The organism is Candidatus Poriferisodalis sp. (assembly GCF_965219595.1).
In the GTDB taxonomy this organism is placed as follows: domain Bacteria; phylum Actinomycetota; class Acidimicrobiia; order Acidimicrobiales; family Poriferisodalaceae; genus Poriferisodalis.
This window is the reverse complement of record NZ_OZ244781.1, coordinates 3,478,185-3,503,993: the sequence shown is the minus strand read 5'-3', so window position 1 is coordinate 3,503,993 and position 25,809 is coordinate 3,478,185. Positions and strand designations below refer to the sequence as shown.

The 25,809-nt window shown below is 66.5% G+C and carries 24 protein-coding genes; 21 read left to right on the top strand and 3 right to left on the bottom strand.

Annotated elements, in window-relative coordinates; all coding sequences use genetic code 11:
• The first annotated feature begins 124 nt into the window (after positions 1 to 124).
• The 18 genes from clpX to ACOQPE_RS15535 all read left to right on the top strand — a co-directional run bounded on the left by clpX (position 125) and on the right by ACOQPE_RS15535 (position 20,907).
• Positions 125 to 1,390, top strand: a complete 1,266-nt coding sequence (clpX, locus tag ACOQPE_RS15620) for an ATP-dependent Clp protease ATP-binding subunit ClpX (RefSeq protein ID WP_323673050.1) — start codon at positions 125 to 127, stop codon at positions 1,388 to 1,390.
• Complete coding sequence (locus ACOQPE_RS15615; RefSeq protein WP_420609795.1) at positions 1,387 to 2,811, top strand: bifunctional folylpolyglutamate synthase/dihydrofolate synthase; 1,425 nt, start codon at positions 1,387 to 1,389, stop codon at positions 2,809 to 2,811. The genes clpX and ACOQPE_RS15615 overlap by 4 nt, the downstream gene beginning before the upstream one ends.
• 62 nt (positions 2,812 to 2,873) lie before the next feature.
• Positions 2,874 to 3,362 (top strand): nucleoside-diphosphate kinase, encoded by a 489-nt coding sequence (ndk, locus tag ACOQPE_RS15610; protein WP_420609794.1) that lies wholly within the window; start codon positions 2,874 to 2,876, stop codon positions 3,360 to 3,362.
• Positions 3,362 to 4,420, top strand: coding sequence for a rod shape-determining protein (locus ACOQPE_RS15605; protein WP_420609793.1), 1,059 nt, complete (start codon positions 3,362 to 3,364; stop codon positions 4,418 to 4,420). Before ndk ends, ACOQPE_RS15605 begins: the two co-directional genes overlap by 1 nt.
• A gap of 53 nt (positions 4,421 to 4,473) precedes the next feature.
• Positions 4,474 to 5,316 (top strand): rod shape-determining protein MreC, encoded by an 843-nt coding sequence (mreC, locus tag ACOQPE_RS15600; protein ID WP_420609792.1) that lies wholly within the window; start codon positions 4,474 to 4,476, stop codon positions 5,314 to 5,316.
• Positions 5,313 to 5,849, top strand: coding sequence for a hypothetical protein (locus ACOQPE_RS15595; protein ID WP_420609791.1), 537 nt, complete (start codon positions 5,313 to 5,315; stop codon positions 5,847 to 5,849). The genes mreC and ACOQPE_RS15595 overlap by 4 nt, the downstream gene beginning before the upstream one ends.
• Positions 5,842 to 8,133, top strand: coding sequence for a penicillin-binding protein 2 (mrdA, locus tag ACOQPE_RS15590; RefSeq protein WP_420609790.1), 2,292 nt, complete (start codon positions 5,842 to 5,844; stop codon positions 8,131 to 8,133). The genes ACOQPE_RS15595 and mrdA overlap by 8 nt, the downstream gene beginning before the upstream one ends.
• Entirely contained in the window at positions 8,130 to 9,299 is a 1,170-nt protein-coding gene (rodA, locus tag ACOQPE_RS15585) for a rod shape-determining protein RodA (protein WP_420609789.1), read from the top strand. The genes mrdA and rodA overlap by 4 nt, the downstream gene beginning before the upstream one ends.
• 40 nt (positions 9,300 to 9,339) lie before the next feature.
• Entirely contained in the window at positions 9,340 to 11,349 is a 2,010-nt protein-coding gene (locus ACOQPE_RS15580; protein WP_420609788.1) for a TIGR03960 family B12-binding radical SAM protein, read from the top strand.
• Positions 11,339 to 12,235, top strand: coding sequence for a TIGR03936 family radical SAM-associated protein (locus ACOQPE_RS15575; RefSeq protein WP_420609787.1), 897 nt, complete (start codon positions 11,339 to 11,341; stop codon positions 12,233 to 12,235). Before ACOQPE_RS15580 ends, ACOQPE_RS15575 begins: the two co-directional genes overlap by 11 nt.
• The gene (locus ACOQPE_RS15570; RefSeq protein WP_420609786.1) at positions 12,228 to 14,054 is read left to right on the top strand and encodes an Rne/Rng family ribonuclease; all 1,827 of its coding nucleotides are present in this window, start codon (positions 12,228 to 12,230) and stop codon (positions 14,052 to 14,054) included. Before ACOQPE_RS15575 ends, ACOQPE_RS15570 begins: the two co-directional genes overlap by 8 nt.
• 68 nt (positions 14,055 to 14,122) lie before the next feature.
• On the top strand, positions 14,123 to 14,434 hold the full coding sequence (gene rplU / locus ACOQPE_RS15565; protein ID WP_420609785.1) for a 50S ribosomal protein L21: 312 nt from the start codon (positions 14,123 to 14,125) through the stop codon (positions 14,432 to 14,434).
• Between the two features lie 46 nt (positions 14,435 to 14,480).
• Complete coding sequence (gene rpmA, locus ACOQPE_RS15560; protein ID WP_323673062.1) at positions 14,481 to 14,732, top strand: 50S ribosomal protein L27; 252 nt, start codon at positions 14,481 to 14,483, stop codon at positions 14,730 to 14,732.
• Between the two features lie 48 nt (positions 14,733 to 14,780).
• A complete protein-coding gene (gene obgE, locus ACOQPE_RS15555; protein ID WP_420609784.1) occupies positions 14,781 to 16,037 on the top strand; it encodes a GTPase ObgE in 1,257 nt (418 codons plus the stop codon).
• A gap of 46 nt (positions 16,038 to 16,083) precedes the next feature.
• Positions 16,084 to 17,178, top strand: a complete 1,095-nt coding sequence (proB, locus tag ACOQPE_RS15550; protein WP_420609783.1) for a glutamate 5-kinase — start codon at positions 16,084 to 16,086, stop codon at positions 17,176 to 17,178.
• Between the two features lie 33 nt (positions 17,179 to 17,211).
• Positions 17,212 to 18,444: a glutamate-5-semialdehyde dehydrogenase gene (locus ACOQPE_RS15545; protein ID WP_420611407.1), complete on the top strand. Its 1,233-nt coding sequence runs from the start codon at positions 17,212 to 17,214 to the stop codon at positions 18,442 to 18,444.
• 112 nt (positions 18,445 to 18,556) lie between these two features.
• Positions 18,557 to 19,438, top strand: a complete 882-nt coding sequence (locus tag ACOQPE_RS15540) for a MoxR family ATPase (RefSeq protein WP_323673529.1) — start codon at positions 18,557 to 18,559, stop codon at positions 19,436 to 19,438.
• A 32-nt stretch (positions 19,439 to 19,470) separates the two neighbouring features.
• Entirely contained in the window at positions 19,471 to 20,907 is a 1,437-nt protein-coding gene (locus ACOQPE_RS15535) for a vWA domain-containing protein (RefSeq protein ID WP_323673528.1), read from the top strand.
• Positions 20,908 to 20,916: 9 nt separating this feature from the next.
• On the opposite strand, the gene ACOQPE_RS15530 is transcribed toward ACOQPE_RS15535, so the two are convergent.
• Together ACOQPE_RS15530 and ACOQPE_RS15525 are read right to left on the bottom strand one after the other, a co-directional pair.
• Positions 20,917 to 22,347 (bottom strand): class II 3-deoxy-7-phosphoheptulonate synthase, encoded by a 1,431-nt coding sequence (locus ACOQPE_RS15530; RefSeq protein WP_420609782.1) that lies wholly within the window; start codon positions 22,345 to 22,347, stop codon positions 20,917 to 20,919.
• Entirely contained in the window at positions 22,325 to 23,191 is an 867-nt protein-coding gene (locus ACOQPE_RS15525) for a sigma-70 family RNA polymerase sigma factor (RefSeq protein ID WP_323673526.1), read from the bottom strand. The genes ACOQPE_RS15530 and ACOQPE_RS15525 overlap by 23 nt, the downstream gene beginning before the upstream one ends.
• Positions 23,192 to 23,544: 353 nt before the next feature.
• Between ACOQPE_RS15525 and nadD the strand changes: the two genes are divergently transcribed.
• Together nadD and rsfS are read left to right on the top strand one after the other, a co-directional pair.
• The gene (gene nadD / locus ACOQPE_RS15520) at positions 23,545 to 24,138 is read left to right on the top strand and encodes a nicotinate (nicotinamide) nucleotide adenylyltransferase (RefSeq protein WP_420609781.1); all 594 of its coding nucleotides are present in this window, start codon (positions 23,545 to 23,547) and stop codon (positions 24,136 to 24,138) included.
• A 2-nt stretch (positions 24,139 to 24,140) separates the two neighbouring features.
• On the top strand, positions 24,141 to 24,560 hold the full coding sequence (gene rsfS, locus ACOQPE_RS15515) for a ribosome silencing factor (protein WP_420609780.1): 420 nt from the start codon (positions 24,141 to 24,143) through the stop codon (positions 24,558 to 24,560).
• Between the two features lie 22 nt (positions 24,561 to 24,582).
• Here rsfS and ACOQPE_RS15510 read toward each other — a convergent pair whose 3' ends face one another.
• Complete coding sequence (locus ACOQPE_RS15510; RefSeq protein WP_420609779.1) at positions 24,583 to 25,404, bottom strand: DUF3048 domain-containing protein; 822 nt, start codon at positions 25,402 to 25,404, stop codon at positions 24,583 to 24,585.
• Here ACOQPE_RS15510 and ACOQPE_RS15505 point away from each other — a divergent pair.
• A complete protein-coding gene (locus tag ACOQPE_RS15505; RefSeq protein WP_420609778.1) occupies positions 25,391 to 25,708 on the top strand; it encodes a hypothetical protein in 318 nt (105 codons plus the stop codon). The genes ACOQPE_RS15510 and ACOQPE_RS15505 overlap by 14 nt on opposite strands.
• Positions 25,709 to 25,809: the final 101 nt, after the last annotated feature.

Here is a 25,809-nt window from a genome sequence, read left to right as displayed (position 1 = left end):
GGCCCAACGCATCACGTGTTATCGCGCGTGCTGTGCCATCCTTGGCGGACGACTCGGGTGAACGCCCCGGTGTTGCACAGCTGTGCAAGAGTCGGCAAGCTCATTCGCAGGAGGGAGGTGCAGCGTGGCGAAGTTCGGCGAGGGCGGCGAACTGCTCAAGTGCTCGTTCTGCGGCAAGTCCCAGAAGCAGGTGCGCAAGCTCATCGCGGGCCCGGGCGTCTATATCTGCGACGAGTGCATCGACCTGTGCAACGAGATCATCGACGACGAGATCGAGACGACGACCGAGACGCCGTTCGAAGCGGTGCCCAAGCCCCGCGAGATTTTCGCCTTCCTCGACGACTACATCATCGATCAGGACAGGACCAAGACGATTCTCTCGGTGGCTGTCTATAACCACTACAAGCGCATGCGCCTCGAGCCCTCCGGCCCGGGCGCCGCTGAAGACGTCGAGATTGCCAAGTCGAACATCCTGCTGATCGGCCCCACCGGCTGCGGCAAGACGATGATGGCGCAGACGCTGGCGCGCATGCTCAACGTGCCGTTCGCCATCGCCGATGCCACGGCGCTCACCGAGGCCGGTTACGTGGGCGAGGATGTCGAGAACATCTTGCTGAAGCTGTTGCAGGCAGCGGACTTCGACGTGAAGCGCGCCGAAACGGGGATCGTCTATATCGACGAGATCGACAAGATCGCACGCAAGGCAGAGAACGCATCGATCACCCGGGACGTCTCGGGCGAGGGCGTCCAGCAGGCTCTGCTCAAGATCTTGGAGGGCACCGTGGCATCGGTGCCCCCGCAGGGCGGCCGCAAGCACCCGCACCAGGAGTTCTTGCAGATCGACACCAGCAACGTGCTGTTCATCTGCGGGGGAGCGTTCGACGGGCTCGAGCGCCTCATCGCCGACCGTGTCGGCGAGCGCGGCGTCGGCTTCGGGGCAACGCTGCGCAACGCCACAGACAGCTCTGCGCTCGACATCCTGCCGGATGTGCTGCCCGAAGATCTGCGTCACTTCGGCCTGATACCCGAGTTCATCGGCAGGCTCCCGGTGGTGGGCGTCGTCGACCCGCTGGGTCCCGACGCATTGCGACGCATTCTCACCGAGCCGAAGAATGCGCTGGTCCGCCAGTACCGCCGGATGTTCGAACTCGACGACGTCGAGCTCGAATTCACCTCCGACGCACTCGAGGCAATCGTGGATCAGGCGATGCTGCGCAACACCGGCGCCAGGGGACTTCGAGCGATCCTCGAAGAGGTCCTGCTGGGGTTGATGTACGACCTGCCGAGCCGTGATGACGTCGCCCGCTGCATCGTCGACCGGAACGTGGTGCTGGACAAGGTGAACCCGACGCTGGTGCCCCGTTCAACCGTGACGCGCCGCGCATCTTGAACCCTGGGCCGTCAGACACTGGTCAGCCAGCATCAGCAGCTGGCCCGCTGCGCGACTACGAGGCCGCTGTCGACTGGTTGGATTCCCACATCGATCTTGAGCGGCTGCTCGGCAGCCCCGAGGCGACGCCGCCCACCCTGGATCGCATGTGGACGCTCATGGGTGTCCTGGGCGACCCGCAGGACAGCGTGCCTGCGATTCACATCACCGGAACCAACGGCAAGGGCAGCACGGCACGGCTGGCTGTAGCACTGCTCGGGGCGTGCGGCCTCGCTGCGGGCAGCTACACCTCGCCGCACATCAACCGTGTCAATGACAGGATCGCAGTGGCCAACGAGCCGCTCGACGACGACTCGTTCACGATGGCGGTCAGCGAGATCGCCGTTTTCGAGCCGATGGTGATCGAGCGCTGCGGCGAACGGCCGAACTACTTCGAGGTAATGGCTGCGGCCGCGTACAACTGGTTTGCCTCCGCTGCACATGTCAACGTGATTGAGGTCGGCATGGGCGGGCGCTGGGATGCGACCAACGTGGTGGACGCTGCGGTGGCGGTCATCACCAATGTGGGTGCCGACCATCTCGAGATCATCGGGCCCACGCTCGCAGACGTGGCTCAGGAGAAGGCAGGGATCATCTCCGCCGGAGCCACCGTGGTCTGCGGCGAGACGACACCGGAGCTCAGCGACATTGTGGCTGCCGCCGCCAGGCGGGCGGGGGCTGAGCTGTGGCAGCGCGGCGTTGACTGGGATGTCGCCGAGCGCCGGCCTGCTGTCGGAGGTCAGCTGGTGACGGTTCGCACGCCGTTCGGCGAGCACGCTGAGCTCTTTGTGCCGCTGCACGGTGCCCACCAGGCAACGAATGTCGCCGCCGCCATCAGCTCGGTCGAAGCATTCTTCGGACGGAGTCTGGACGGCGACGTGGTTGCGGCTGCGCTGGACGACGTCTCGCTGCCAGCCCGCTTCGAGATCGTCGCCCGGCAGCCGACGGTGGTCATCGATGGGGCGCACAATCCCGCCGGTGCCGCTGCATTGCGTGACACGCTGGCGGAGTCGCTGCTGGTCGATTCGGACGGTGCCGGCAGCGCCAGGGTGCTGGTCATCGGGGCGAACAGACCGCACGATCCCGCTGCGTTCTGCGAAGCACTCGGCCTCGACCAATTCGACGCAGTAGTAGCTACCGCGGCCGACTGGCCGCGCGCCCTGCCGCCTGCGGACATCGCTGCGGCCGTGGAAGCTGCTGCGGGTGCTGACGGCGAGACCACTGGTCACCGGCGCCCGCCGGAGATCATCAACACGCCCAGTGTTTCGGAAGCTGTGCACGCTGCGTGTGAAAGGGCCGGTTCCGACGGGATCGTGGTGGTGAGCGGCTCGCTGTACGTTGCCGCTGAAGCGCGGCGACTTCTGGGGGTTGACCCGCATTAGCCTCGGACGCGCAGCCGACGGCGCATCGCGCCACGACGCGAGCCAGGCCGAGGGAGACAGCGATGCGGCAAACGCTGGTGATCTGCAAGCCCGACGCTGTCGAGCGCGGCCTCGTCGGCGAGATACTTGGCAGATTCGAGCGCAAGGGGCTCGCCATCGCGGCCTTGGAGCACGGGGTCATCGAGCGCGACACGGCCGAACAGCATTACGCCGAACACGCTGGCAAGAGCTTCTACGCGCCGCTGCTGGAGTTCATCACGCGCTCGCCGTCAGTGGTCATGGTGCTCGAGGGTCCCGCCGATGCAGGAGACGACGTGTTCGCGGTGGTGCGCACCCTCATGGGTGCCACCAATCCCGCCACGGCGACGCCCGGTACGATCCGGGGCGACTACGGGCTGTCTCCGACCGAGAATCTCGTGCACGGCTCTGACAGCGAAGCCTCTGCCCAGCGGGAGATCGCCCTGTTCTTCCCGTCGCTCGCGCAAGCCAGCAACACCGCGAGTAACGGCGCAGCCGAGAGTGCTGCGTCGATCAGTGAGGTGAGCGGCTGATGGCGTCGAACGGGTCATCCCGGCCCCGCCGGCGCGGTTCGGTGTTCGGCGGCCGGGACATTGCTGTCGATCTCGGTACTGCGAACACGATCGTCTTCGTCCGCGGCAGGGGCATCGTGCTCAATGAGCCCTCGGTGGTCGCAGTCGACTCCATGACTGGCAACTCGCTGGCCGTCGGCCTCGAAGCCAAGCGGATGATCGGTCGGACTCCCGGCAACATCACTGCGATCAGCCCCCTCAAGGACGGCGTGATCGCAGACTTCGACATCTGCGAGAAGATGCTCCGGCACTTCATCAACGAGGTCAGCCAGACGCGCTGGCCCAAGCCGCGCATGGTGATCTGCGTGCCATCGGGGATCACTGGCGTGGAGCAGCGTGCGGTGCAGGAAGCCGCCGAGTACGCAGGCGCGCGCCGCGCGTACATCATCGAGGAGCCGATGGCCGCGGCGATCGGCGCCGGCCTGCCGGTGCAATCGGCGCAGGGGAGCATGATCGTCGACATCGGCGGCGGCACCACGGAAGTGGCGGTGATCTCGCTCGGCGGCATCGTGACGGCGCGCTCGGCACGCATCGGCGGCAACATGATCGATGCGTCCATCAGCGCTCACGTCAAAAAGGAGCACGGTCTGGTCGTGGGCGAGCGCACCGCGGAGGAGATCAAGCTCGCACTCGGGTCGGCGTGGCCGCTGCAGCAGGAGATCTACGCGGAGGTCCGCGGCCGCGACATGGTCAGCGGGCTGCCCGAGTCGGTCAGCGTCGACAGCGCAGAGATTCGCGAAGCGATCGCGGGGCCGGTCAGCGCCATTGTCGATTCGGTGAAGGCGACGCTCGATGACACGGCGCCAGAGTTGGCAGCCGATGTCATGGACTACGGCATCACGCTTGCGGGCGGCGGGGCGATGCTGCGCGGACTGCCGGATCGACTGCGCTCGGAGACAGGCGTTGCAGTCCACATCGCGGAGGACCCGCTGTTTGCCGTCGTGCGCGGTTCAGGCCAGACGCTCGAAGAGTTCGACGTCCTCCACGGAGTGCTGTACTCCTCCACCGAGGGGCGCTGACGCCCCCGGCCGTGGCCCGCCGCGCCGGCATTCGGAGACGCACCTGGCTCCGCTTGGCCCTGCTCGTCGTGACGGCCATCGCATTGCTCACGCTCGACGCGCGCGGTTCGGGCGGTGTGCTGGACACTGCCCGCGGCGCGACCTTGGATCTTCTGGGACCGGTGCGGACGTTCGGCGACTGGGTGGCCGAACCGTTTCGCAACGCCTGGCGCGGGATCGTCAGCTACGACGACTTAGAGGCTGAGAACGCGCAGCTGCGCGGCGAGTTGGCTGAAGCCGAGGCATCGGTGCTGCGTGTCGGCGAGTTGGAACGGGATCGCCAGGAGTTGCTTGCGCTGGTGGGCGCCCGCGACGCTGCCCCGGCAATCCCCCGTGTCACGGCGCGGGTCATCGACGCACCTGTGTCCAACTTTGAACGCACGATCGAGCTAGCGAAGGGGCGACGTGACGGCATCCGGGAGGGCATGCCAGTGGAGAGCGGCGACGGACTGGTCGGACGGGTGGTGCAGGCCAGCACCACCCGTTCGCGCGTCGAGCTGCTGACCGATCCCAATTTCGACGCTGGCGTGCGCATCGTCCGATCCGGCGACGACGGCTTGGCTTCGGGACGGGGGCCGGGCCGCGATCTGGAGGTCAGCTATATCGAGCTGGAGACCGTCGTCATCCCCGGCGAGACCGTGGTGACGAGCGGCTTTGCGGGCAGCACGTTCCCGGCAGGGCTGTTGGTGGGCACGGTCACCGATGTTGAACCGGATGCAGTGCGGGGCGCGCAGCGAGTCACCGTGCACCCTGCCGCGGATCTTGAGCGCCTTCGCTGGGTACAGGTGCTGCTCTACGAGCCCAACGTTCCCGAGCCGGTGATCGTGGATCGCGAGCCTCCAGAGGCTGAACAATGATGGCCGGCGCCGGGCCGCTGGCCCGGTCGACGCTGGTGCTGGCTGTTGCCGTCGTCGTTCACGTGGGCTTGCTGGCACACATCACCCCGGCGGGAGTCATCGTCGATCCGCTGGTCTTGCTGGCCGTCGCCGGTGGGATGATGGGCGGTCGCAGTACGGGGGCATCCTTCGGCGGCGGCTGTGGGCTTGCTTCCGATCTCATCCTTCACACGCCGTTCGGCATGTCGTTGCTCGTGCTCACGCTGGTGGGGTATCTGTCGGGTGCCATCACCGAGCAGATCCCTTCGGCCGGCAGGCTCGCTCGCGCTGCCATCGCGTCACTGCTGGCAGCGGGCGGGATTGGCCTGTTCGCGGGCGCTGGCTGGCTGATGGATCTCGTCTACGTGACGGAGGCACCGATCGTTCGCATCGCCATCGTGACCGGCGTTGCGTCCCTGCTGACCAATCCGCTGCTCGAGCGAGCGACTCGCTGGGCCCTCATCATCCGTCCGCGCATGACCGTCAGTCCAGAAAGCGGGGCGCGCGGTGGATGAGCGGGTCCGCCGCCGGATGGCCTTCATCGGCATCGTGATAGTGGGCCTGTTCGGAGCGCTGTTCACCCGCCTGTGGTACCTGCAGGTACTCGAAACGGAGCAGTTTGCGGTGGCTGCCGAGTCGAATCAGGTCCGCATCATCATCACGCCGCCGACGCGCGGCCGCATCCTCGACCGCCATGGCGTGGTGCTCGCGGACAACGTCCGCACCGGCGTGGTGACCTATGACCACTCGAGATACAGCGAGCAGCACACCGAAGCCGTGCTGACCGAACTGGCTGACCTGCTCGATGTGCCTGCCGAGCGTCTGAGCCAGGGTTTTGCAGACCAGCGCACCCACCCGCTCGCCCCGAAAGTGGTCGCGACGGGTCTCGATGAAGACGGCCTGCTGAGGGTGGCGGAGCGCTCGATTGCCGGAGTGGAGGCCAGGTGGGATTGGGTGCGGGTGTACCCCCAGAACGAGGTGGGCGCGCACATCGTCGGTTACGTCGGTGCGATGTCGGAGCGCCAGCACCGCGAGCTGATCGATGACGGCTACCTGCCGTACGAGCGGGTCGGCAGGGCTGGCATCGAGGGTCTCTTCGAAGCGGAGCTCCACGGCGAACCCGGGCGCACCAAGCTCGAGGTCGACCGGCAAGACCGCGTGCAGCGGATATTGGCCGATGTCCCCCCCGAACCGGGAGACGACATCGTGCTGTCCATCGACGTCGAATTGCAGGCCGCCGCCGAGTCATACCTGCGGCAGGGACTCATCGCCGCTCGCAAGACAGTGAGCGAGGACTCCGGCTTCTTCTACCCGGCGCTCACCGGGGCTGCTGTCGTGATGGACGTGCGCAACGGCGACGTGCTGGCCATGGTGTCGCACCCGACCTACGACCCCACGTGGATGGTCGAGGGACTGTCGTTGGCGGAGTACCGGTCGGTATTCGAGAATCCCTACGCTCCCGGTGCGCTCAACAACCTCGCCGTGCAAGGCACCTACTCGCCCGGGTCGGTGTTCAAGCCGGTGACGGCGCTCGCCGGTCTGGACGCGGGGCTCATCTCGCCGCGGGCGGCCTTCCACGACGTGGGCTACTACAGGATCCCCGATGCGCGTGGCTGCACCGGCCGCTGCACGTTCTTCAATGCCGATAGGGCTGCCCTCGGCACCTTGGACCTCTCCGGGGCATTGACCCGATCGAGCGACGCGTACTTCTACAAGGTGTCCGACGACCTGTTCTGGATCGATGGCCCTGAGCAGTGGGCAATCCAGGACATGGCCCGCTCGCTCGGTTTCGGATCCCCGACCGGCGTGCAGCTGCCGTTCGAGAAATCGGGCCGGGTGCCCGACGGTGACGTCAAGCAGACCCTCTTCGAGCTGAGCCCCGAGGCCTACAACCCCTACGACGAACCAGCGCGATGGTTCCCGGGCGACAACATCAACACCGGTATCGGCCAGGGGCTTGTCGCCGTGACACCGATGCAGCTCGCCAACGCCTACGCCACGATGGCCAATGGCGGGACGCTCTTCTCGCCGAACATCGTCGAAGCGGTGGTTTCGCGCCGCGCCGAGTCGTTCGGCGAGCCGGTACTGACCTTCGAACCCCGGGTGCTCGATGTGGTGGACTTCCCCGCAGGAAGCGCTGTGGTGAGGGAAGGGCTGAGCAACGTCACGAATTCCCGGTTGCGGGGCACTGCCGCGAAAGCCTTCGACGGCTATGACCACGAGGGCTATCCGGTGTCGGGCAAGACCGGCACGGCCCAGGCGCAGGGTTTGAACGCAGTGCTGCGGCGCAAGAAGGAGGACACGGCAGTGTTCGTTGCCTGGGCGCCGTCACACGATCCTCGCTATGCCGTCGCTGTGGTCATGGAAGAAGCGGGCTACGGCGGCGAGGCAGCCGCACCCGTGGCTCGGCGGATCCTTGAGGCAGTGCGGGCCTACGAGCAGCGCTGGCCCGAGCCCCAGATTGCGTTCTCGCCGCCTCAGCCCGAGTGCCCCGAGGTGCCAGAGGCGCTGCGAGGTGATCCGGCATTCCTGGGCTACGTGCCCGAAGGCTGCCCGTGGGGCATCCAGCTGCCTCGGGCGAACACGCCCTCGGATGCGGACGGCGACGGCATCCCCGATGTGGACCAGATCGAGGGTGCCCTGCCCGCCAGCCCCCAGCGCCGCAGGGGGGCACTGCGGCGCAATCAAACCCGCCGCAGGGGGGCACTGCGGCGCAATCAAACCCGCCGCAGGGGGGCACTGCGGCGCAATCAAACGCGCCGCAGAGGGGCACTGATCAGGGCTGGGGCTGGGTCATGATCGCACGGCTGCTGAATCGTTCCCAAACACGGCGCGAGTTGCAGTCGCCAGCGTGGTTCGCCGACTACTCATTGGCGCTGGCTGCGATAGCGATAGCGCTGCTCGGCGTCGCGATGAACTACTCCTCCACATGGCGAAGCCTGTCCTTCGAAGGCAGCGACCCGTGGACCGTGGCGCGACGCCAGGCAATCTTCGTGGGCGTCGGCATCGTGGTGATGATCATCGCTGCCGTTGTCGACTACCGGGTGCTGCGTTTCTACGCGACACCTGCCTACCTGTTGGCTCTCGGGGCGCTGGGGGCGCTGCTGTTCTGGGGACCCGAGATTCGCAATGCGCGGTCGTGGTTCGTGCTGCCGGGCGTCGGATTCCAGGTGCAGCCCTCCGAGTTCGCCAAGCTCGTCGTGATCGTGTCGCTGGCGGCGTTCGTGGCCAGCCACGAGGGATACCTGCGCTTCGACACGTTGTTCAACGCGGGCCTGCTGCTGGTGGTGCCCATGAGCCTGATCTACCTGCAACCAGACCTCGGCACGATGCTGGTCTTCGTGGCCGTCGCCATGGGCATGCTGCTGGTCGCAGGGGCGCAGCTGCGCCACATCGTGGTCATTTCGCTCAGCGGAATCCTGGCGCTCGTGCTGGTGTTCAGCATCGACGCGTTCCAAGGCCCCCGCTTGCTCAGCGAGACGCAGCGAAACCGCCTGACGGCATTCCTAGATCAAGACTTCGAGCCTCTGGAAGCCTCGTACAACCTGCGTCAGAGCCAGATTGCCATCGGTGCGGGCGGCATCTGGGGCCAAGGCTGGAAGCAAGGCACCCAAACCAACCTGGACTTGGTTCCCGAGCAGCACAACGATTTCATCTTCACGGCGCTGGGAGAGGAATTCGGCCTCGTCGGCGGCACGCTCCTGCTCGCGCTGTATGCCTACATGTCCGTGCGCATATGGCAGATTGCCCGCGTCGCCAGCGACCCGTTCGGACGATTACTCACCGTCGGCATCCTCTCCATGCTGCTGTTCCAGGTGTTTCAGAACATCGGCATGACCATCGGCATCATGCCCATCACTGGTATCCCGTTACCGCTCATGAGCCATGGCGGTTCTGGCACGGTCACCGCCTTCGCAGCGGTAGGCATCGTCATCAGTGTCGGAGCGCGGCGCTACACCCTCTAACGCTTCACTATCTGGCTGGGCCGGTAGCGTTGAGGTTGCAATGACAACGCTGTGGCCCCGGCTCGAGCCTTTGCTGCCACGTGTCTCCAAGCCGGCGAGGTACATCGGCTGCGAGGACGGGATGCAACGACCGACCGCCGGCCCGCACCTCACGTCGTGGCTTCTGGCCTATCCCGACACGTACGAGATCGGTTTGCCGAACCAGGGCTTGCAGATCCTCTATGAGCTGCTGAACGAGCGTCCGGACGCCAGCGCCGAGCGCACATACGCGCCGTGGATCGATCTGGAAGCCGAGATGCGAGCCGCGGGGCTACCGCTGTTCTCGGTGGACACGCACCGGGCGGCAGGCGACTTCGACATCATCGCCTTCAACCTCTCGGCTGAGCTCGTGTACACCAACGTGCTGAACTGCATCGATCTGGCGGGGTTGGAAGTGCGTGCAGCCCGGCGTAACGATGACGACCCGCTCATCGGCGCCGGCGGTCATTGCGCCTACAACCCCGAGCCCCTGGCGGACTTCGTGGACTTCTTCGTCATCGGCGATGGCGAGGAAGTGGTCTCCGAGATCACCGAAGCGGTCGGTGCCTGGAAGCGAACCGGCAAGCGGCCGGGCACGCGCTCCACGATCCTGCGAGACCTCGCCGGCATCGAGGGTGTGTATGTGCCGGCGATGTACGACGTTGCCTACGACGGGCCGGCACTCGCCGCCGTCACGCCGAAGTACCCGGACGTGCCGGCGCTGGTCGCCAAGCGCACGGTGGCCGATCTTGCCGAGTGGCCGTATCCGCGGCGGCAGCTCGTGCCGGTGACCGAGGTCGTCCATGACCGGCTCTCGGTCGAGGTGTTCCGGGGATGCACCCGGGGCTGCCGTTTCTGCCAGGCGGGAATGATCACTCGTCCGGTTCGTGAGCGCCCCGCTGCCCAGGTCCGCGAGATGGTGACTTCAGGCCTCGAGCGCAGCGGCTACGACGAAGTCAGCTTGATGTCGCTGTCGACGGCCGATTACAGCGGGATCGCCGAGCTCGTGCGCGACACGGTCACGGGCGGCAACATCACAGCCGGCGCTAGCAACACAGCCGGCGCTGATGCCAACCGGATCAGCGTCTCGCTGCCCAGCATGCGCGTCGATGCGTTTACCGTCGATGTGGCAGCCCAAGTGTCACGCGCCCGCCGCACGGGGCTCACCTTCGCCCCGGAGGCCGGTTCGTGGCGGCTGCGCCAGATCATCAACAAGCTCATCACTGAAGAAGACCTGTACGGGGCGGTGCGCTCGGCTTACAGCCAGGGCTGGCATCGCATGAAGCTGTACTTCCTCACGGGGCTGCCTTCGGAGATGGACCCCGACACCGAAGCCATCGCCCACTTGGCCGCTGCCTGCACCCAGATCGGGCAGGAATACACCAAGCGCGCATCGGTGACCGTGTCGCTGGGGGGCTTCGTGCCCAAACCGCATACGCCGTTCCAGTGGTTCGGGCAGAACCCGCCCGAAGAGCTGGCGCGCAAGGTGCGGTTGGTGCGCTCGGCGCTGGGCCGCAATCGGCGAGTGCAGCTGAAGTGGCACGATCCGGCCGCGTCGACTGCCGAGGGCATCGCCAGCCGGGGTGATCGCCGCGTCGGGGCGGTCATCGAATACGTCTGGCGCAAGGGCGGCACGTTCCAGGAGTGGAGCGAGCGCTTCGACTTGGCCTTATGGGAAGAGGCCATGGCAGCGTGCGGCCTCAGCCTTGACTGGTACGTGTATCGCCATCGAGGCGAGCACGAGGTGCTGCCCTGGGACCACATCGGCGCCGGGCTGCACCGCGACTTTCTCTGGCACGACTGGCAGGACGCCCTCGCCGGGCATGGCCTGCCTGACTGCCGATGGACCCCGTGCTACGACTGCGGGGCCTGTACTGAATATGGGATCGAGCACATGGTTGCGTCCCCTGTCGCCCCCAATGGCGGCAGTCAGGGGACGGGACAGGATCTCGCGACCGGCCATCTCGTGCCGGTTGAGCTGCGCCCCCGCCAGTTGGCGGGCGCAGGCGCACCGAGCGGGGGTGGCGCATGATGCGCTGGGCCCTGACGCTGGTGCCGAGCTGCAGTGCCGCTCCCACCCTCATGGGTGGGAGATGTCGTTGAGGCTGCGCGTCCGCTTTTCCAAGGTCGGCAAGATCCGGTTCATCGGTCACCGCGACGTGGCGCGCGTCACCGAGCGCGCCGTGCGCAAGGTGGGGTTGCCGGTGGCCTACAGCCAGGGCTTCTCGCCTCGGATGAAGCTGAGCTTTGGACTGGCGCTGCCCACCGGGTACGAATCGGAGGCCGAGTTCGTGGAGCTGCCGCTCGTTGCAGACGCGGTGCGCGACGGGGGTGCTGCAGAGCCAGGTGCCAGGCATGCAGCGGGTCCTGTGATTGTCTGCCGGGGCGGAACTCACGCACCCTGCGAACGCGGGCTGCCATCGACTGCCCCGAGCTACTGCACCGTTGCAGGGGCGCTCAGCGAGGCGCTGCCGGTGGGCATGGAGGTGTCCGCTGTGACGTTGGTCGACGGACGCGGCCCGTCGCTGCAAGCGGCGGTTCACACGTGCGGTTGGCAGTTCGAGATCGTCGGGCTCGATGCATCCGCAGCAGCGAAAGCGGTTGCAGACCTCCTTGCCGCCGGTACCGTCGTAACTGAACGGGTGCACAAAGGCGAGACCGTGAGTTCGAATATTCGGCCCAGCGTTGAGGTGCTGCAGGTGGTCGGATGCTCGGATCGAGGGGCGGTGCTGAGCGCCGAGCTGTCAGCCACGCCCCGGGTGGTGCGCCCTAGCGAACTGGTGCCGGCGCTCGCGCCGGCACACGAGATGGGCATAGCCCGGAGAACACATCAATGGACGAGCGGCGCCGCGGGACGAGCCGAACCGGCCGTGCCTGCCATGTGCGCCCAGAGACACAAGGAACCCATCAGTGGATGAATCAACACTGAACGACACAACCCCTGCCGTGCGCAAACGACGACTGGTCGTGCCCCCCACGCAGAACGAACCCACCGAGGACAAACCAGAATCCAAGGCAAAGCCCAAGACCAAGGCGAAGTCGGCATCCAAGGCCAAGCCCAAAGCCGGAGCTGAACCCGAGCAGAAGTCGAAGGCCGATCCGCCTCAAGCCGAGCCTGAGTCTGCGAAGCCGCCGGTGCCGCCGGTGCCGCCGCCGGCTCGCAAGCCCCAGATCGGCGACAGCCGCCCGGCGCCGTCTCAGCAAGCACCCGATAGCGAGGGCTCCGGTGGGCGCCGCCGTCGCAGGCGGGGCGGTCGAGGACGCGGCGGACGCGGCCGATCCAGCGAGGCCGCTACGAGCACCGCGGAGACTCGCAATGGCTCCCATGCGCCTGTCGAAGCCATCCTGGCCGATCAGCGGCCGCTGGAGCTCGACGACGACCAGCTCACTGAGCGCCGCGGCAAGTACCGCAACGGCAAGCCGCTGGGCCGCTACCGGATGTGCGTTCATGTCTCCGAGGGAGCGACGCACATCGCCGTGCTCGAAGGCCGATCGCTCATCGAGTACTACGTGAGCCGGCCTTCCGACGACGTCTCCGAGATTTACGGGAACCTCTATCTCGGTCGGGTACGGCGTGTGCTTCCGGGCATGGAGGCGGCGTTCGTCGATATCGGCACGCCCAAGCAGGCCGTGCTCTATCGAGGCGATCTGACCGTTGCGTCCGACGAGAGCGATGATGACAACGGATCGGAGCGCAAACGGGCCGGCGGGCGCCGGGGGCGTTCCGTGGCGGGGCCCGCGATCGGCGAGCTGATCAAGAATGGCCAGACGGTCATGTGTCAGGTCATCAAGAACCCGATCGGCCACAAGGGCGCTCGCCTGACCACGGAGGTGTCGCTGCCGGGCCGCTTCGTGGTGCTCATTCCGAACAGCAGCGTGATGGGCATCTCGCGCCGCCTGCCCAGCCGCGAGCGGCGCCGTCTGCGCAGCCTGCTGGCCAAGGAGATCCCCGATGGCTTCGGTGTCATCCTGCGGACGGCTGCCGAGAACGTCACTGCGGCCGAAATCCGCCGCGACATCGAACGGCTCACGCAGCAGTGGACCAAGATCTCCGAACTGGCGGAACGCTCCGATGCGCCTGTGCTGCTGTTCCGGGAGCCCGAGTTGGCCGTGCGCATCATCCGGGAGCAGTTCACCGCCGATTTCCGTGAAGTGGTGATCGATGACCCGGCGCTGTTCGAACAGGTCAAGGGCTACATGCAGGCGGTGGCGGCACCGCTGGTGGACCGCATCCGGTACTACGACCCGGTCGCTGAACGTTTGCCGCTGTTCGAGCGGGTGCACGTGGCTGAGCAGGTGGGCAAGGCCACCGACCGCAAGGTCTGGCTGCCGTCGGGCGGGTCGCTCATCATCGAGCACACTGAAGCGTTGACGGTGATCGACGTCAACACAGGGCGCAACGTGGGCAAGTCCAGCCTGAACGAGACGCTGTTCCAGAACAACCTGGAGGCCGCCACCGAGATTGCGAAGCAGCTGCGGCTGCGGGACATCGGCGGGATCATCATCATCGATTTCGTGGACATGGACGACAAGCAGCAGCGGGAAAAGCTCATGTCGACGCTGAACGAGGCGCTCGCCCGCGACAAGACCCGCACGGCCACCGAACCGATTTCGGACATGGGCATTGTGCAGATGACCCGGATGCGCACCGGTGAGGGGTTGCTGGAGTCGATGTCGGACCCGTGCGATGTGTGCGAGGGACGCGGTATCCAGCTGCGCGAATCGCTGTTTGCCTGAGGACCAGAGGCTGAGCCTCCAAAAGCCACTCGCCGATCCAGCGGCCTCATCGGTATCCTCTCCAACCGATGTACGCAGTCATCGCTACCGGCGGCAAGCAGCGCCGCGTCGAGGCCGGCCAGCGGCTCGACATTGAGCTGCTCGCGGTGCCGCCCGGCGAAGAGGTCACCTTCACGCCGGTTCTGGTGGTGGATGACGGCGCAGTGCTGGCGACGCCCGACGAGTTGGTCGGAGCCTCGGTGACCGGCCGGGTGGTCGGCGAGGTCAAGGGGCCCAAGATCGACGGCTTCACCTACAAGAACGCCACCACGAACCGGCGCAGGTGGGGACACCGACAGCGCTACAGCACGGTCGAGATCACCCACATCGCCACCGCTTAGGGGCATCCCGGCAGGCACGCGAGATCGGACACCAAAGGACAGCACCATGTCGAAGACCAAGGGCGGAGGCTCCACTCGCAACGGGCGCGACTCTGTGGCAAAGCGCCTTGGGGTCAAGGTCTATTCGGGACAGACCATCGACGCCGGCGGCATCATCGTGCGCCAGCGGGGCACCAAGTTCCATCCGGGGCGGAATGTGGGCCGCGGCAAGGACGACACGCTGTTCGCGACAGCTCCCGGCGTCGTGCGTTTCGGCTTCCGCCGCGGGCGCCGGCTCGTTGACGTTGTGCCGTCGTAGTTCGCCCGTACTTCATCCCGAGACCTGTAAGCGTCTGCGAGGACGCTGATGAGCGACTTTGTCGACGAGTGCCAGCTGCACGCGAAGGGCGGTGACGGCGGGGCGGGCTGCGTGTCCTTCCGTCGCGAGTCTCATGTGCCGCGCGGTGGCCCCGATGGCGGCGACGGCGGGCACGGCGGCGATGTGTGGGTGGTGGCCGACCGCAACGTGGCATCGATGCTGGCATTCCGCGACTTCCCATTCCGGCGCGCTACGGATGGAGGCCACGGCCAGGGGCGCAAACGGCATGGCCGCAACGGTGCCGATGAGCTGGTACGGGTGCCCGAAGGCACGATCGTCCGCGACCGTGACGGCGCTGTATTGGCCGACCTCGTGCATGCCGGCGATCGCTGGCTGGCGGCGCAGGGCGGGCGCGGCGGCCGGGGCAATGTCCGTTTCGCTTCGAATCGGATGCGCGCACCTCATTTCGCTGAGCAGTCCGAGCCCGGCGAGGAGCGCTGGCTGGGCCTGGAACTGAAGCTGATGGCCGATGTCGCACTGGTGGGATTGCCGAACGCAGGCAAGAGCACCTTCATCAGCGCCGTGTCGGCGGCGCGGCCGAAGGTCGCTTCGTATCCCTTCACGACGCTCACGCCCAGTCTCGGAGTGGTGCGGCTCGACGACGGCTCGGGAATCGACGCCGACAGCTTCGAGATGGTGATTGCGGATGTGCCCGGATTGATCGACGGTGCCGCTCAGGGCAAGGGCCTCGGGCACCAGTTCCTGCGGCATGTCGAGCGAGCCCGGGTGCTGCTCATCATGGCTGACTTGGCGGAAGTCGCAGATCGTGATCCCCATGAGCAGGTGGATGTGCTGCTCGGCGAACTCGAGCTTCACGATCCCGCGCTCGCAGCGCGGCGTCGCCTGGTGGTGGGCACCAAGGCCGACGTAGCCCACCTCGCCTGGGACGGACCGCGGCTCAGCGCTGTGACCGGCGAAGGCGTGGCGCCGGTTCTGGGCCAGCTACGGGATCTGGTGTCCGAAGCCAGGCACGCCGACGAGGCTCCTGCCCAATATGTCGTCCACCGCCCCGAACCCACCGGCGTCACGGTGCTGCGCCTTGCAGACGGGGTTTTCGAGATTGAGGGCCGTCAAGCCCGCCGCGCCGTCGCTCTGTCGGATCTCACCGATCCTGCTGCGCTGGCGTGGGCGCAGCGGCGCTTGGAGCAGCTTGGCGTGTCACGGGCCTTGGCTCGCAACGGCGCCCAGTCGGGTGACTTGGTGCGCATCGGCGAGTTCGAATTCACGTACGAGCCAGATACATGACTCGGGTGACTGTGTTGAGAACCGCGAGACGACAGGATTGACGTCGATGCCTGGCTCACTGCGGCTGATTGCCAAGATCGGGACGTCGTCCATCACCACGTCGGACGGGCGCGTCGATCTTGATGCCGTCGCGAAGCTGGCATCGGATGTCGCGGTCGTGCGCGCAGCCGGTCACGAAGTGATCGTGGTCACCTCCGGTGCGATCACTGCAGGCGTGCAGCGGTTGGACGTCGAGCGCCCCACCGAACCGGAACGGCTCCAAGCGCTGTCAGCAGTCGGCCAGATCGACCTCATGGCCTCCTATCGGGAGCTGTTCGCCGCCGAGGGGATGGTGGTCGGCCAAGTGCTCATCGCCCCGCACGACTTCCGTGACCGAGACCAGTACCTGCACGCCCGAGCTACGTTCCATCACCTGCTCGATCTCGGAGTCGTGCCGGTCGTCAACGAGAACGACGCGATCGCCGATGACGCCATCCGCTACGGCGACAACGATCGGATTGCCGCCCTCGTCGCCAACCTGGTGCGCGCCGATGTGCTGATCCTGTTGACCGACATGCCAGGTGTCCTCACTGCCGACCCGAACATCGACCCGGAAGCCTCGCTCATCTCGGAGATCTTGGAGGTGAGCCCGTCCCTGCAGGCCGCAGCGGGCTCCGCGAATGCGGTCGGCAGCGGCGGTATGGCCTCAAAGCTGGCAGCGGCCCGGATGGCTTCGTGGAGCGGTGTGCGCACGGTGATCGCCTCCGCCCGCCGCCCCGACGTGGTCGCCGACGCCGCCGCGGCCCGGCCGGGTGTCGGCACGACCGTGCCGGCACGAGATGCACGAGTCTCTGCTCGCAAGCTCTGGATCGGCTTTGCCGTCGCGGCGAGAGGATCGGTAACCGTCGACGACGGCGCCCGTCGCGCTGTGTCGGCAGGCGGAAAATCGCTGCTCGCAGCCGGCGTCGTCGGGCTTGAGGGTTCCTTCGCCGCCGGCGAAGCCGTGGACATCGTCGACCCGCAAGGGGAGACCTTCGCCAAGGGCCTCGCGGCCATTGACGCTGAGGGCCTGCGAGCCACAGCGGGCCTGCGCAGCGACCAATTGCCCGAAGGCTTGCACCCATTGGTTGTGCACCGCGACGATCTCGTCGTTCTGGGGTGACGCCACTAGCCTGCACAGGTGCCTGACGTGGAGATGATCGCTCTCGGTGAGCGTGCGAAGGCCGCGGCGACCGTTCTGGCACAAGCGCCCGGTGCCGTGCGAGACGAGGCCCTGCTGTCGGCCGCAGATCTGCTGCAAGAGGCAAGCGACACCGTGCTCGCGGCCAACCGCGACGACGTGGCCAACGCTGAAGCTGCCGGCACCTCGGCGACGCTCATCGACCGGCTTCGGCTCGACCCTGGCCGCATCTCGGCCATGGCGGCAGGCCTGCGCAACGTGGCGGCCCTCGCCGACCCGGTCGGCCAAGTGGTCGACGGGTGGGTGCGGCCGAACGGTCTGGCAGTGGAGCGGGTCCGGGTGCCGCTCGGCGTGGTGGCGATCATCTATGAGAGTCGGCCCAATGTGACCTCAGACGCTTTCGGGCTGTGCCTGAAGTCGGGCAATACAGCGTTCCTGCGGGGCTCGGGGGCTGCGCTGAACTCCAACATGGCGATCGCCGAAGCGCTGCGCGAGGGCCTGGTCAAAGCGGGCTTGCCCGCAGACGCGTTGGTGCTGGTCACCGATACGCGCCACAGCGCCGCCACCGAGTTCATGCGGCTGCGCGATCACATCGACTGTCTCATCCCCCGGGGCGGCCCGGCGCTCATCGCCTCCGTGCTCGCCAATGCCACCGTGCCCTACGTCATCGACGGCGACGGCAATTGCCACGTGTACGTCGACACGGCAGCAGATCTGGACATGGCAGCCAACATCGTCGCCAACGCGAAGCTCAGCCGCCCCTCGGTGTGTAACGCAGCCGAGTCACTCCTGGTGCACCGCGACGTGGCTGACGCATTCCTGCCCCGCATCGTCGGCGATTTGGACGGCGTGGAGCTCGTGGGCGACGCGGCGGCGCAGGCCATCTCACCCCAGATCGGCCCGGCCAGCCCAGACGACTTCGCGACAGAGTTCCTCGCGCTCAAGATGAGCGTTGCGGTCGTCGATGACCTCGACACTGCCATCGACCATGTCAATCAGCACGGCACGGGCCACAGCGAGGCCATCGTGACCGGAGATCTGGCCGCCGCCCAGGAATTCACCCGCCGGGTGGATGCCGCCGCTGTGCTCGTCAACGCCTCGACACGCTTCGTGGACGGCGAGGAATTCGGATTCGGCGCAGAGATCGGAATCAGCACCCAAAAGCTGCATGCCCGTGGCCCCATGGGCCTTGAACAGCTCACGACCACCAAGTTCGTGGTGACCGGAACGGGTCACACACGGGGGTAGCCGTGCCGAAAGGTGGCCGCGGCTGCCACACTGTCTGACCGGTCCAGTTGCCCGGCGACGCAGTGCCGACGGCCCGGCACCCACTCTGACACCCACAGGGGAGACACCCAGAATGAACGAGACAATGTTCGGAGACCTCTCGGGTGTCCGTGAAGGCTTGGCGAAAGTCGAGTACCTCGCCGACGACGGCATCGCCAGCGTGGTGTTCCTGGCTGAGCGTCTCGGCAAGCCAGTCCTCATCGAAGGACCAGCAGGCACTGGCAAGACTGAGCTGGCCAAGTCGGTGGCAGCGATGAGCGGCGCCCGCCTGATCCGCCTCCAGTGCTACGAAGGGCTCGACGAGGCCAAGGCGCTGTATGAGTGGAACTACAAGAAGCAGCTCTTGCGCATCCAGGCCGACCGGGGCGTCGACGCGGAGCACGAGGACTGGGTGGAGCTGCAGGACGACATCTTCCAGGACGAATTCCTGCTCACCCGTCCGCTGCTCGAAGCCATCAGCGCCGAAGACAAGGTGGTTCTGCTGATTGACGAGGTGGACCGGGTCGAGATCGAGACCGAGGCGCTGCTGCTCGAGATCCTGTCGGACTACCAAGTCTCGATTCCCGAGCTCGGCACGATCATGGCCAGCCAGATCCCGCTGGTGTTCCTGACGTCCAACAACACTCGCGAGCTGTCCGAGGCACTCAAGCGGCGCTGCCTGTTCCTGCACATCGACTATCCCGATCTCGAACGCGAGAAGCAGATCGTTCTCACCAAGGTCGCTGGCATCAGCGAGAACTTGGCCGAGCAGATCGCACGTGTCGTGCGCTCGATCCGCCAGCTCGAGCTGAAGAAGGCGCCGTCAGTGTCGGAGACCTTGGACTGGGCCCGCACCTTGGTGCTGCTGGGCATCGAGAACATCGATGTCGAGCAGGCAAAGGAAACGCTCCACATCCTGCTCAAGTACCAATCTGATATCGAGAAGGCCGCCAAAGAGCTGACGGTCGAGGCCTAGCCGCGGCAGGAGACGGGAGACGGGGGTCAGCCATGCTGGATCTGCTCAGCGGCTTCGTCGGGGAGCTGCGCAACGCTGGCCTGCCGGTCTCGTTGACGGAGAACCTCGACGCCATGGAGGCCGTCAAGCACATTCCTATCGAAGACCGCGACGCTTTCAAGTACGCGCTCGCGGCCACGCTCGTCAAGAACGAGCAGCACTGGCGGGCATTCGAGACAGTTTTCGAGGTGTACTTCTCGCTGCGCGGGCCGGAATACAACGTCGGCGACGAGGAAGGCAACGGGGAGTTCGATCCCGACAATCTCGAAGAGTGGATGTCCCAGCAGATGCAGGGCATGGGCGGCCGCGGCGGCGGGCAGGACATGTCGCCGGAGGAGATTGCCGAGATGCTCTTCCGGGCGCTGCTGAACGCCGATGAGGCAATGATGGCGGCCATGGCCCGAGCTGCAGTGACGCAATTTGCGGGCATGGAACCGGGTCGGCCCGTCGGCGGCACCTATTACCTGTACCGCACGCTGCGCAACCTCGATCTGGACGGGATGCTGGATCGGCTGATCGAGGAGTCCTCGCAGCGCTACGACGGCGAGATGACGCCGCTCGCCGAACGGCTCGAACGCGAGGAATTCGAGAACCGCATCGAGCAGCTCAAGCGCGAGATCGAAGCGGAGATCCGGCGTCGACTCGTGGCCGACCGGGGCGTCGAGGCCATGGCCAAAACGCTGCGCAAGCCGCTTCCCGAAGATGTCGACTTCATGCACGCCAGCCGTGAAGAGATGGCGAACATCCGCAAGGCTATCCAACCGTTGACCCGCAAGCTGGCCGCTCGCCTGGCGCGCAAACGCAAGCACAAGCGGCGCGGTCCCCTCGACTTCCGGGCCACAGTGCGGCGTTCGCTCAGCTACGGCGGCGTGCCCGCGGAGCCGCGCTTCCGCCATCCCCGGCCGAACAAGCCCGAGCTCATCGTGGTCGCAGATATCTCGGGTTCAGTGGCAGCATTCGCCCGGTTCACGCTGCACCTTGTGTATGCACTGCAGAACCAGTTCTCCAAGGTGCGCTCGTTCGTCTTCATCGACGGCATCGACGAAGTCACCCACATGTTCCAGAACGAGGAAGACATCACCAACGCGGTGCACCGGGTGAACACCGAAGCCGATGTCGTCTGGGTCGACGGCCATTCCGACTACGGCCATGCCTTCGGCGTGTTCTGGGAGAACTTCGGCAAGGATGTCAACGCCAAGTCGACGATGATGTTCCTGGGCGATGCCCGCAACAACTACCACTCGACGAACGCGTGGGTGCTCAAGGAGTGCCAGAAGCGGGCCCGTTCGGTCTTCTGGCTGAACCCAGAGCCCCGGTCGTACTGGGACACCGGCGACTCGGTGATCACCGAGTACTCGACCTATACCGACGGCGTATTCGAGTGTCGCAACCTGCGTCAGCTCGAAGGCTTCGTCGACAACCTCGCCTAGCCGGCGGGCCTAACCGGCGCCGTTTCTGGCCGACGCGAGCAGGTCGGAGGCCAAGAAGGCCAGATCGAGTGATTGGCGGCCGTTGAGGCGCGGGTCGCACATGGTTTCGTAGCGGTCGCCGAGTTGGTGCTGAGCCAGCTCGTCGCTGCCGCCGATGCACTCGGTGACCGCATCGCCGGTGATCTCGAGATGAATGCCTCCGGGCCAGGTGCCAGCGGCAGCGTGAGCGGCAAAATACTGGCGGATCTCAGCCAGGATGGCGTCGAAGTGGCGCGTCTTGACCCCGTCTTCGGTGCTGAAGGTATTGCCGTGCATGGGGTCGCACTGCCATACCACCGGGTGGCCGGCGTCGGTGACCGCCCGCAGGATGGGTTCGAAGCACTCCAGGACGTTGCCGGCTCCCATACGGCTGATCAGGGTCAGCCGCCCGGGGATCCGCTTCGGGTTCAGCGTTTCGCACAGTGCCAGCGCCTCGTCGGGTGTGGCGGTGGGGCCCAGCTTCGCCCCGATCGGATTGTGTACCCCCCGCAAGAACTCCACGTGGGCCCCATCGAGCTCGCGAGTGCGCTCACCGACCCACAGCATGTGCGCCGAGCAGTCGTACCAATCGCCGGTGATGCTGTCGGTACGGGTCAGCGCTTCTTCGTAGCCCAGCAGCAGCGCCTCGTGGCTGGTGTAGAGCTCCACCTGCCGCATGGCGCTGTCGTCGGTGTCGAGTCCGCAGGCGTTCATGAACCGCAGGGCCGCATCGATTCCGCTGGCCAGCACCTCGTAGCGCTGGCCAGCCGGGCTGGAGGCCACGAACTCCTGATTCCAGTCGTGCACCTGCCGCAGGTCGGCGTAGCCGCCCCGTGTGAACGCCCGCAGCAGATTGAGCGTTGCCGCCGATGTGCTGTATGCGTGCAGCAGGCGGGACGGGTCGGGTGTGCGGGCTTCGGGTTCGAACGCGATGTCGTTGACGATGTGGCCGCGGAAGATGGGCAGCGTCTGGCCGTCGCGGGTCTCAGTGGCCGAGCTGCGCGGCTTGGCGAACTGACCGGCGATCCGACCCACCTTCACGATGGGCAGCCCGGCGGAGTATTGCATCACCACGGCCATCTGCAGGATCACCTTGAGGCGGTCGCGGATCTGATCTGCGGTCGAAAGCTCGAACGACTCAGCGCAATCGCCGGCTTGCAGTACAAAAGCCTTGCCGGCGCAGACGTGCCCGAGCAGCTCGGTCAGCCGCCTGGCCTCGCCTGCAAATACCAGCGGCGGACGCCGGCGTAGCTCGGCCAGCGATGCCGCCAGCGCGTCAGCGTCGGGCCACTCGGGCTGCTGACCGGCGGACCGGTCGGCCCATGAGCCGGGATGCCAGTCCGCAGCGTGCTCGGGAGGTCCGGCGGGGCTGGGCGCGCCGGATGGTGAGGCTGCGTCGTCAGACAGCGTCTGCGTCGGCATCGATGTCTACGAACTCGCCGTCGGCGGCGAGGCTCTGCAGCTCATCGACGGCGCGCTTGACCAGGCGGCGTGCCGCCTCGGCCGTCACACCCAGCTCTTCGCCGATCTCGCGGTAGCTGCGCTGCTCGCCGTCGATGAGGCCGTTGCGCCGCTTGACGGCGTACTGGGCCCGCGGGTCGAGGCGACCGAGCATGGAGTGCACCATGGTCTTACGGGCCGACTCGATGGCGTAGTGCTCCGGGCCGGGCGCATCGTCGCCGATCAGGTCGATGAGCGCGCTGTCGCCGTCGTCGCCGACGGTCTTGTCGAGCGAGGTGGGCGTGCTGATCCGCTGCAGCCATGCGTTCTCGTCGTCGAGCGAGTCGCTGTCTCCACCGTTGTGCCGCAGCGCGGCTCGCAACGTGGCAGAGCGGTCCGAAGGCAGGCGGATGAGGCTGCCCTTCTGATCGAGTGCGCGCCCGATCGACTGCCGGATCCAGAACGTGGCATAGGTGGAGAACTTGAAGCCGCGCCGCCAGTCGAACTTCTCGACGGCGTGCTCCAGGCCGAGGTTGCCTTCCTGGATCAGGTCGAGCAGTTCCAGCGTGGGAGGCAGCGGGTAGCGGCGCGCGATCGACACGACCAGGCGGAGGTTCGCCCGGATGAAGCGGTCGCGCGCGGCCGCAGCGGTCTGCACGGCCTTGCGCAGTTCGCGCCGCTCGGCCACCGACAGCTCCTCGTCGCTGTCGAGGCGCGTCCTGGCATCTCGTCCTGCCTCGATCTGCTGGGAGAGCATCCGCTCGTCTTCTGCGGTGAGCAGTGCCACCGCACCGATCTCGTTCAGGTACTGGCCAACTGAATCCATGACATTCGCTCCAACCGGCAGGGGGCAGCCGGTTCTTCGTATTCGCTTGCATGCCGCCCTGGCATGCCACCCGGTGGGGGCACCGGGTATGTTCAGCCCTCGCAGGACTGCGGCAGCCCCAACTCAGGCGTGGCACCGCCGTTGTGGCGGAGCCGATCTTGCTTGTACGCCCGCATGCGATGCCAGGCCCGAGAACCCGGACCTCGTGCAGCACTGCTTTGGGCGGACAGTCAAAAGTAGCACATGGCGCATGACGCGCGCAAACAGCCGCCACCGGAGGCTTGCCGATCGATGCAGTGGTTCCCCGGTGCGCGCTACAGAACTGATGTGTGGCGTGACTCTACACTGCTGCGGTGCCGCCGCGACAAGCGATCTTCGGGGGCACGTTCGACCCTCCTCACGCCGGTCACGTTGCCGCAGCGATTTGCGCGCGAGAGCAGCTCGACATCGACATGCTCCACATCGTGGTGGCGAACGATCCGTGGCAGAAGTCAGCGGAGCGGGTCGTCACGCCCGCCCATCACCGGCTCGCCATGGCCCGGCTGGCCTTTCGCGATGTCGCTGGCACGGCCGTGAGCGATCTGGAGATCCGGCGAGGCGGGCCGACCTACACCATCGACACCGTCGCACAGCTCACGCAGCCCGGGGCCGAGACTGTGCTGGTGATGGGTCCCGCCGCAGCGAGCGGAGTGACGACGTGGCACCGGGCCGCCGAGCTCGCTGAGCGTGTGACGCTCGCGGTTGTGCAACCACCAGGCGAGCCGCCCATACATGTCGAAGGCTGGCGTACCGAGATTGTGCTGATGGAACCGGTCGAGGCCTCAGCCACGTTCGTGCGCGAATTGCTGACCCATCGCGCCCACCAGGAGATCCCGCCTCAGGTAGTTCAGCTCGTGCCGCCAGCCGTCATGAGTTACATCGTCGAGTGCAGGCTCTATTCTCCGTGAACGTGGCATCGGTTCCGCAGGCGTCCCCGGCTTCTTCCGGGGTTCACGCCCTGCAGCGGGATCCGATCAACACAGGCGCAGACGTGCCGCCCCTGGTGCAAGCCGCGGTGGACGGCGCCGCGGAGATGTCTGCTGAGCGCATCGTGGCACTCGACGTGGGCGATGTACTCGCCATCACTGATTGGTTCATCATCGCGAGCGCCCCCAATGTGCGACGCGTGCGACGTATCGCCGAGCTGATGGAAGCGCACGTGAAAGCGGCCGGCGGTCCCGGGCCGATTCGAACCGAGGGGCTCGACGAGGCGCAATGGGTGCTGCTCGACTTCGGTGAGTTCGTGGCGCACATATTCCACGAGCCCAGCCGCGAGTACTACGACCTCGAGCGATTGTGGTCGGACGTGCCTCGCCACGAGTTCGACTGATCGACGGGCTGAGCCCACCGGATCAGGGGACGATCTCCGCCGTTCCTGCGCGGGCCAACGAGATCCAGGTGCGCCCGGGTGTCAGCGGCACGATGAGGGCATTGTCGGAGCGGAACACCGTGACGTCGAGCTCCGACAGGCGCTCCCAGGTGCCTCGCACCAGCATGCCGTCGCTGAAGATCCAAGCTTCTCCGCTACCCGTCAGCACTGGCTCTGGGGTGGCAGCATCCGCTGGGCTCTGGCGATACCGCACGAACTGCACGATGACGTTCTCGGGTGCAATTCGAACGCCGTCGAAGTCGGTGTGGTCGTTGCCGTTCTGGGTGCGAGCCCAGCCGGCCGCGGCCGCGTCCCAGCGGTATGACGCCTTGATCTGCCCGTAGTCGACGTCCACGCCGCTGACCGACGTGCCCCGCGGCAGCGGCTGGCCCTCGGCACGGAACCGGAAGTACTTCGGGGGCGTCCTGCCCTCGGCTGCGCCCGCTGCATAGATGCGAGCGGTGTCGGTGACGAGATTGTGGGGGGCGTTCTTCTCCGGCGAGCGTTCGAACACGCCCTTGGCGATAGCGGCCCCGTCGATGATGGCGATGGCGTCGACCCGGCGGAGGGCTCGCGCGGTGTAATCGTTGGCTCCCGAGTTCACGAAGATGGGACGGTTGAGGTTCGACAGCAGTGCAAAGTCGCCGGTGCGAGCCGAGCGGACAGGGCCGACCACGTCGGCATTGGTGGAATGGAAGATCGCTGCGAATCGCGTGAGCCGGGCCTCGACGAGTTCCTCGTAGACCACGTCGGCTTGGTTGAGGCCCCACTGCGGCAAGGCTCGGGGGTGATTGTCGATCTTCACGACTGCGGCGGGCCGCAATATCTCGGTAGGCGTCGGCAAGCCGGTGAACGGCGCAGTGAACTGCGGCGCGGCGACCGTGGTGGACGTAGCGGGCTCCGTGACGGGCACCGAGGTGACGGGCGCTGCAGTAGTCGAAGGTGCCGTCCCAACGGGCGGTGCGGCGGTAGTGGGCGGTGTGACGGCCGTCGTCGGCGTGGCAGTCGGTGCGGATTCGACCTCGGTCGTCTCCGGCGGCACCGTGATGGACGAGCACGCTGCCAGCAGCATCAGTGCTGCGAGCCAAGTCGCCCAACTCAGCCGTTGACGCGTTCTGCCTGCAGAGATGCCGGTGCTGCGGAACGTCCTGACCGCGCCTTGGCGGCCTTCGTCGAACGGTTCGCGGACGTGCTCCAAAGGTCTGCTCCT

What these genes read in the sequence shown, in the direction of transcription:
- rpmA (WP_323673062.1), top strand. Translation starts at nt 14,481, where the DNA reads ATGTCGAAGACCAAGGGCGGAGGCTCCACTCGCAACGGGCGCGACTCT.
- ACOQPE_RS15530 (WP_420609782.1), bottom strand. Translation starts at nt 22,347, where the DNA reads ATGCCGACGCAGACGCTGTCTGACGACGCAGCCTCACCATCCGGCGCG.
- ACOQPE_RS15605 (WP_420609793.1), top strand. Translation starts at nt 3,362, where the DNA reads ATGGCGTCGAACGGGTCATCCCGGCCCCGCCGGCGCGGTTCGGTGTTC.
- ACOQPE_RS15595 (WP_420609791.1), top strand. Translation starts at nt 5,313, where the DNA reads ATGATGGCCGGCGCCGGGCCGCTGGCCCGGTCGACGCTGGTGCTGGCT.
- ACOQPE_RS15525 (WP_323673526.1), bottom strand. Translation starts at nt 23,191, where the DNA reads ATGGATTCAGTTGGCCAGTACCTGAACGAGATCGGTGCGGTGGCACTG.
- proB (WP_420609783.1), top strand. Translation starts at nt 16,084, where the DNA reads ATGCCTGGCTCACTGCGGCTGATTGCCAAGATCGGGACGTCGTCCATC.
- ACOQPE_RS15535 (WP_323673528.1), top strand. Translation starts at nt 19,471, where the DNA reads ATGCTGGATCTGCTCAGCGGCTTCGTCGGGGAGCTGCGCAACGCTGGC.
- rodA (WP_420609789.1), top strand. Translation starts at nt 8,130, where the DNA reads ATGATCGCACGGCTGCTGAATCGTTCCCAAACACGGCGCGAGTTGCAG.
- ACOQPE_RS15540 (WP_323673529.1), top strand. Translation starts at nt 18,557, where the DNA reads ATGAACGAGACAATGTTCGGAGACCTCTCGGGTGTCCGTGAAGGCTTG.
- rplU (WP_420609785.1), top strand. Translation starts at nt 14,123, where the DNA reads ATGTACGCAGTCATCGCTACCGGCGGCAAGCAGCGCCGCGTCGAGGCC.
- obgE (WP_420609784.1), top strand. Translation starts at nt 14,781, where the DNA reads ATGAGCGACTTTGTCGACGAGTGCCAGCTGCACGCGAAGGGCGGTGAC.
- ACOQPE_RS15580 (WP_420609788.1), top strand. Translation starts at nt 9,340, where the DNA reads ATGACAACGCTGTGGCCCCGGCTCGAGCCTTTGCTGCCACGTGTCTCC.
- ACOQPE_RS15545 (WP_420611407.1), top strand. Translation starts at nt 17,212, where the DNA reads ATGATCGCTCTCGGTGAGCGTGCGAAGGCCGCGGCGACCGTTCTGGCA.
- ndk (WP_420609794.1), top strand. Translation starts at nt 2,874, where the DNA reads ATGCGGCAAACGCTGGTGATCTGCAAGCCCGACGCTGTCGAGCGCGGC.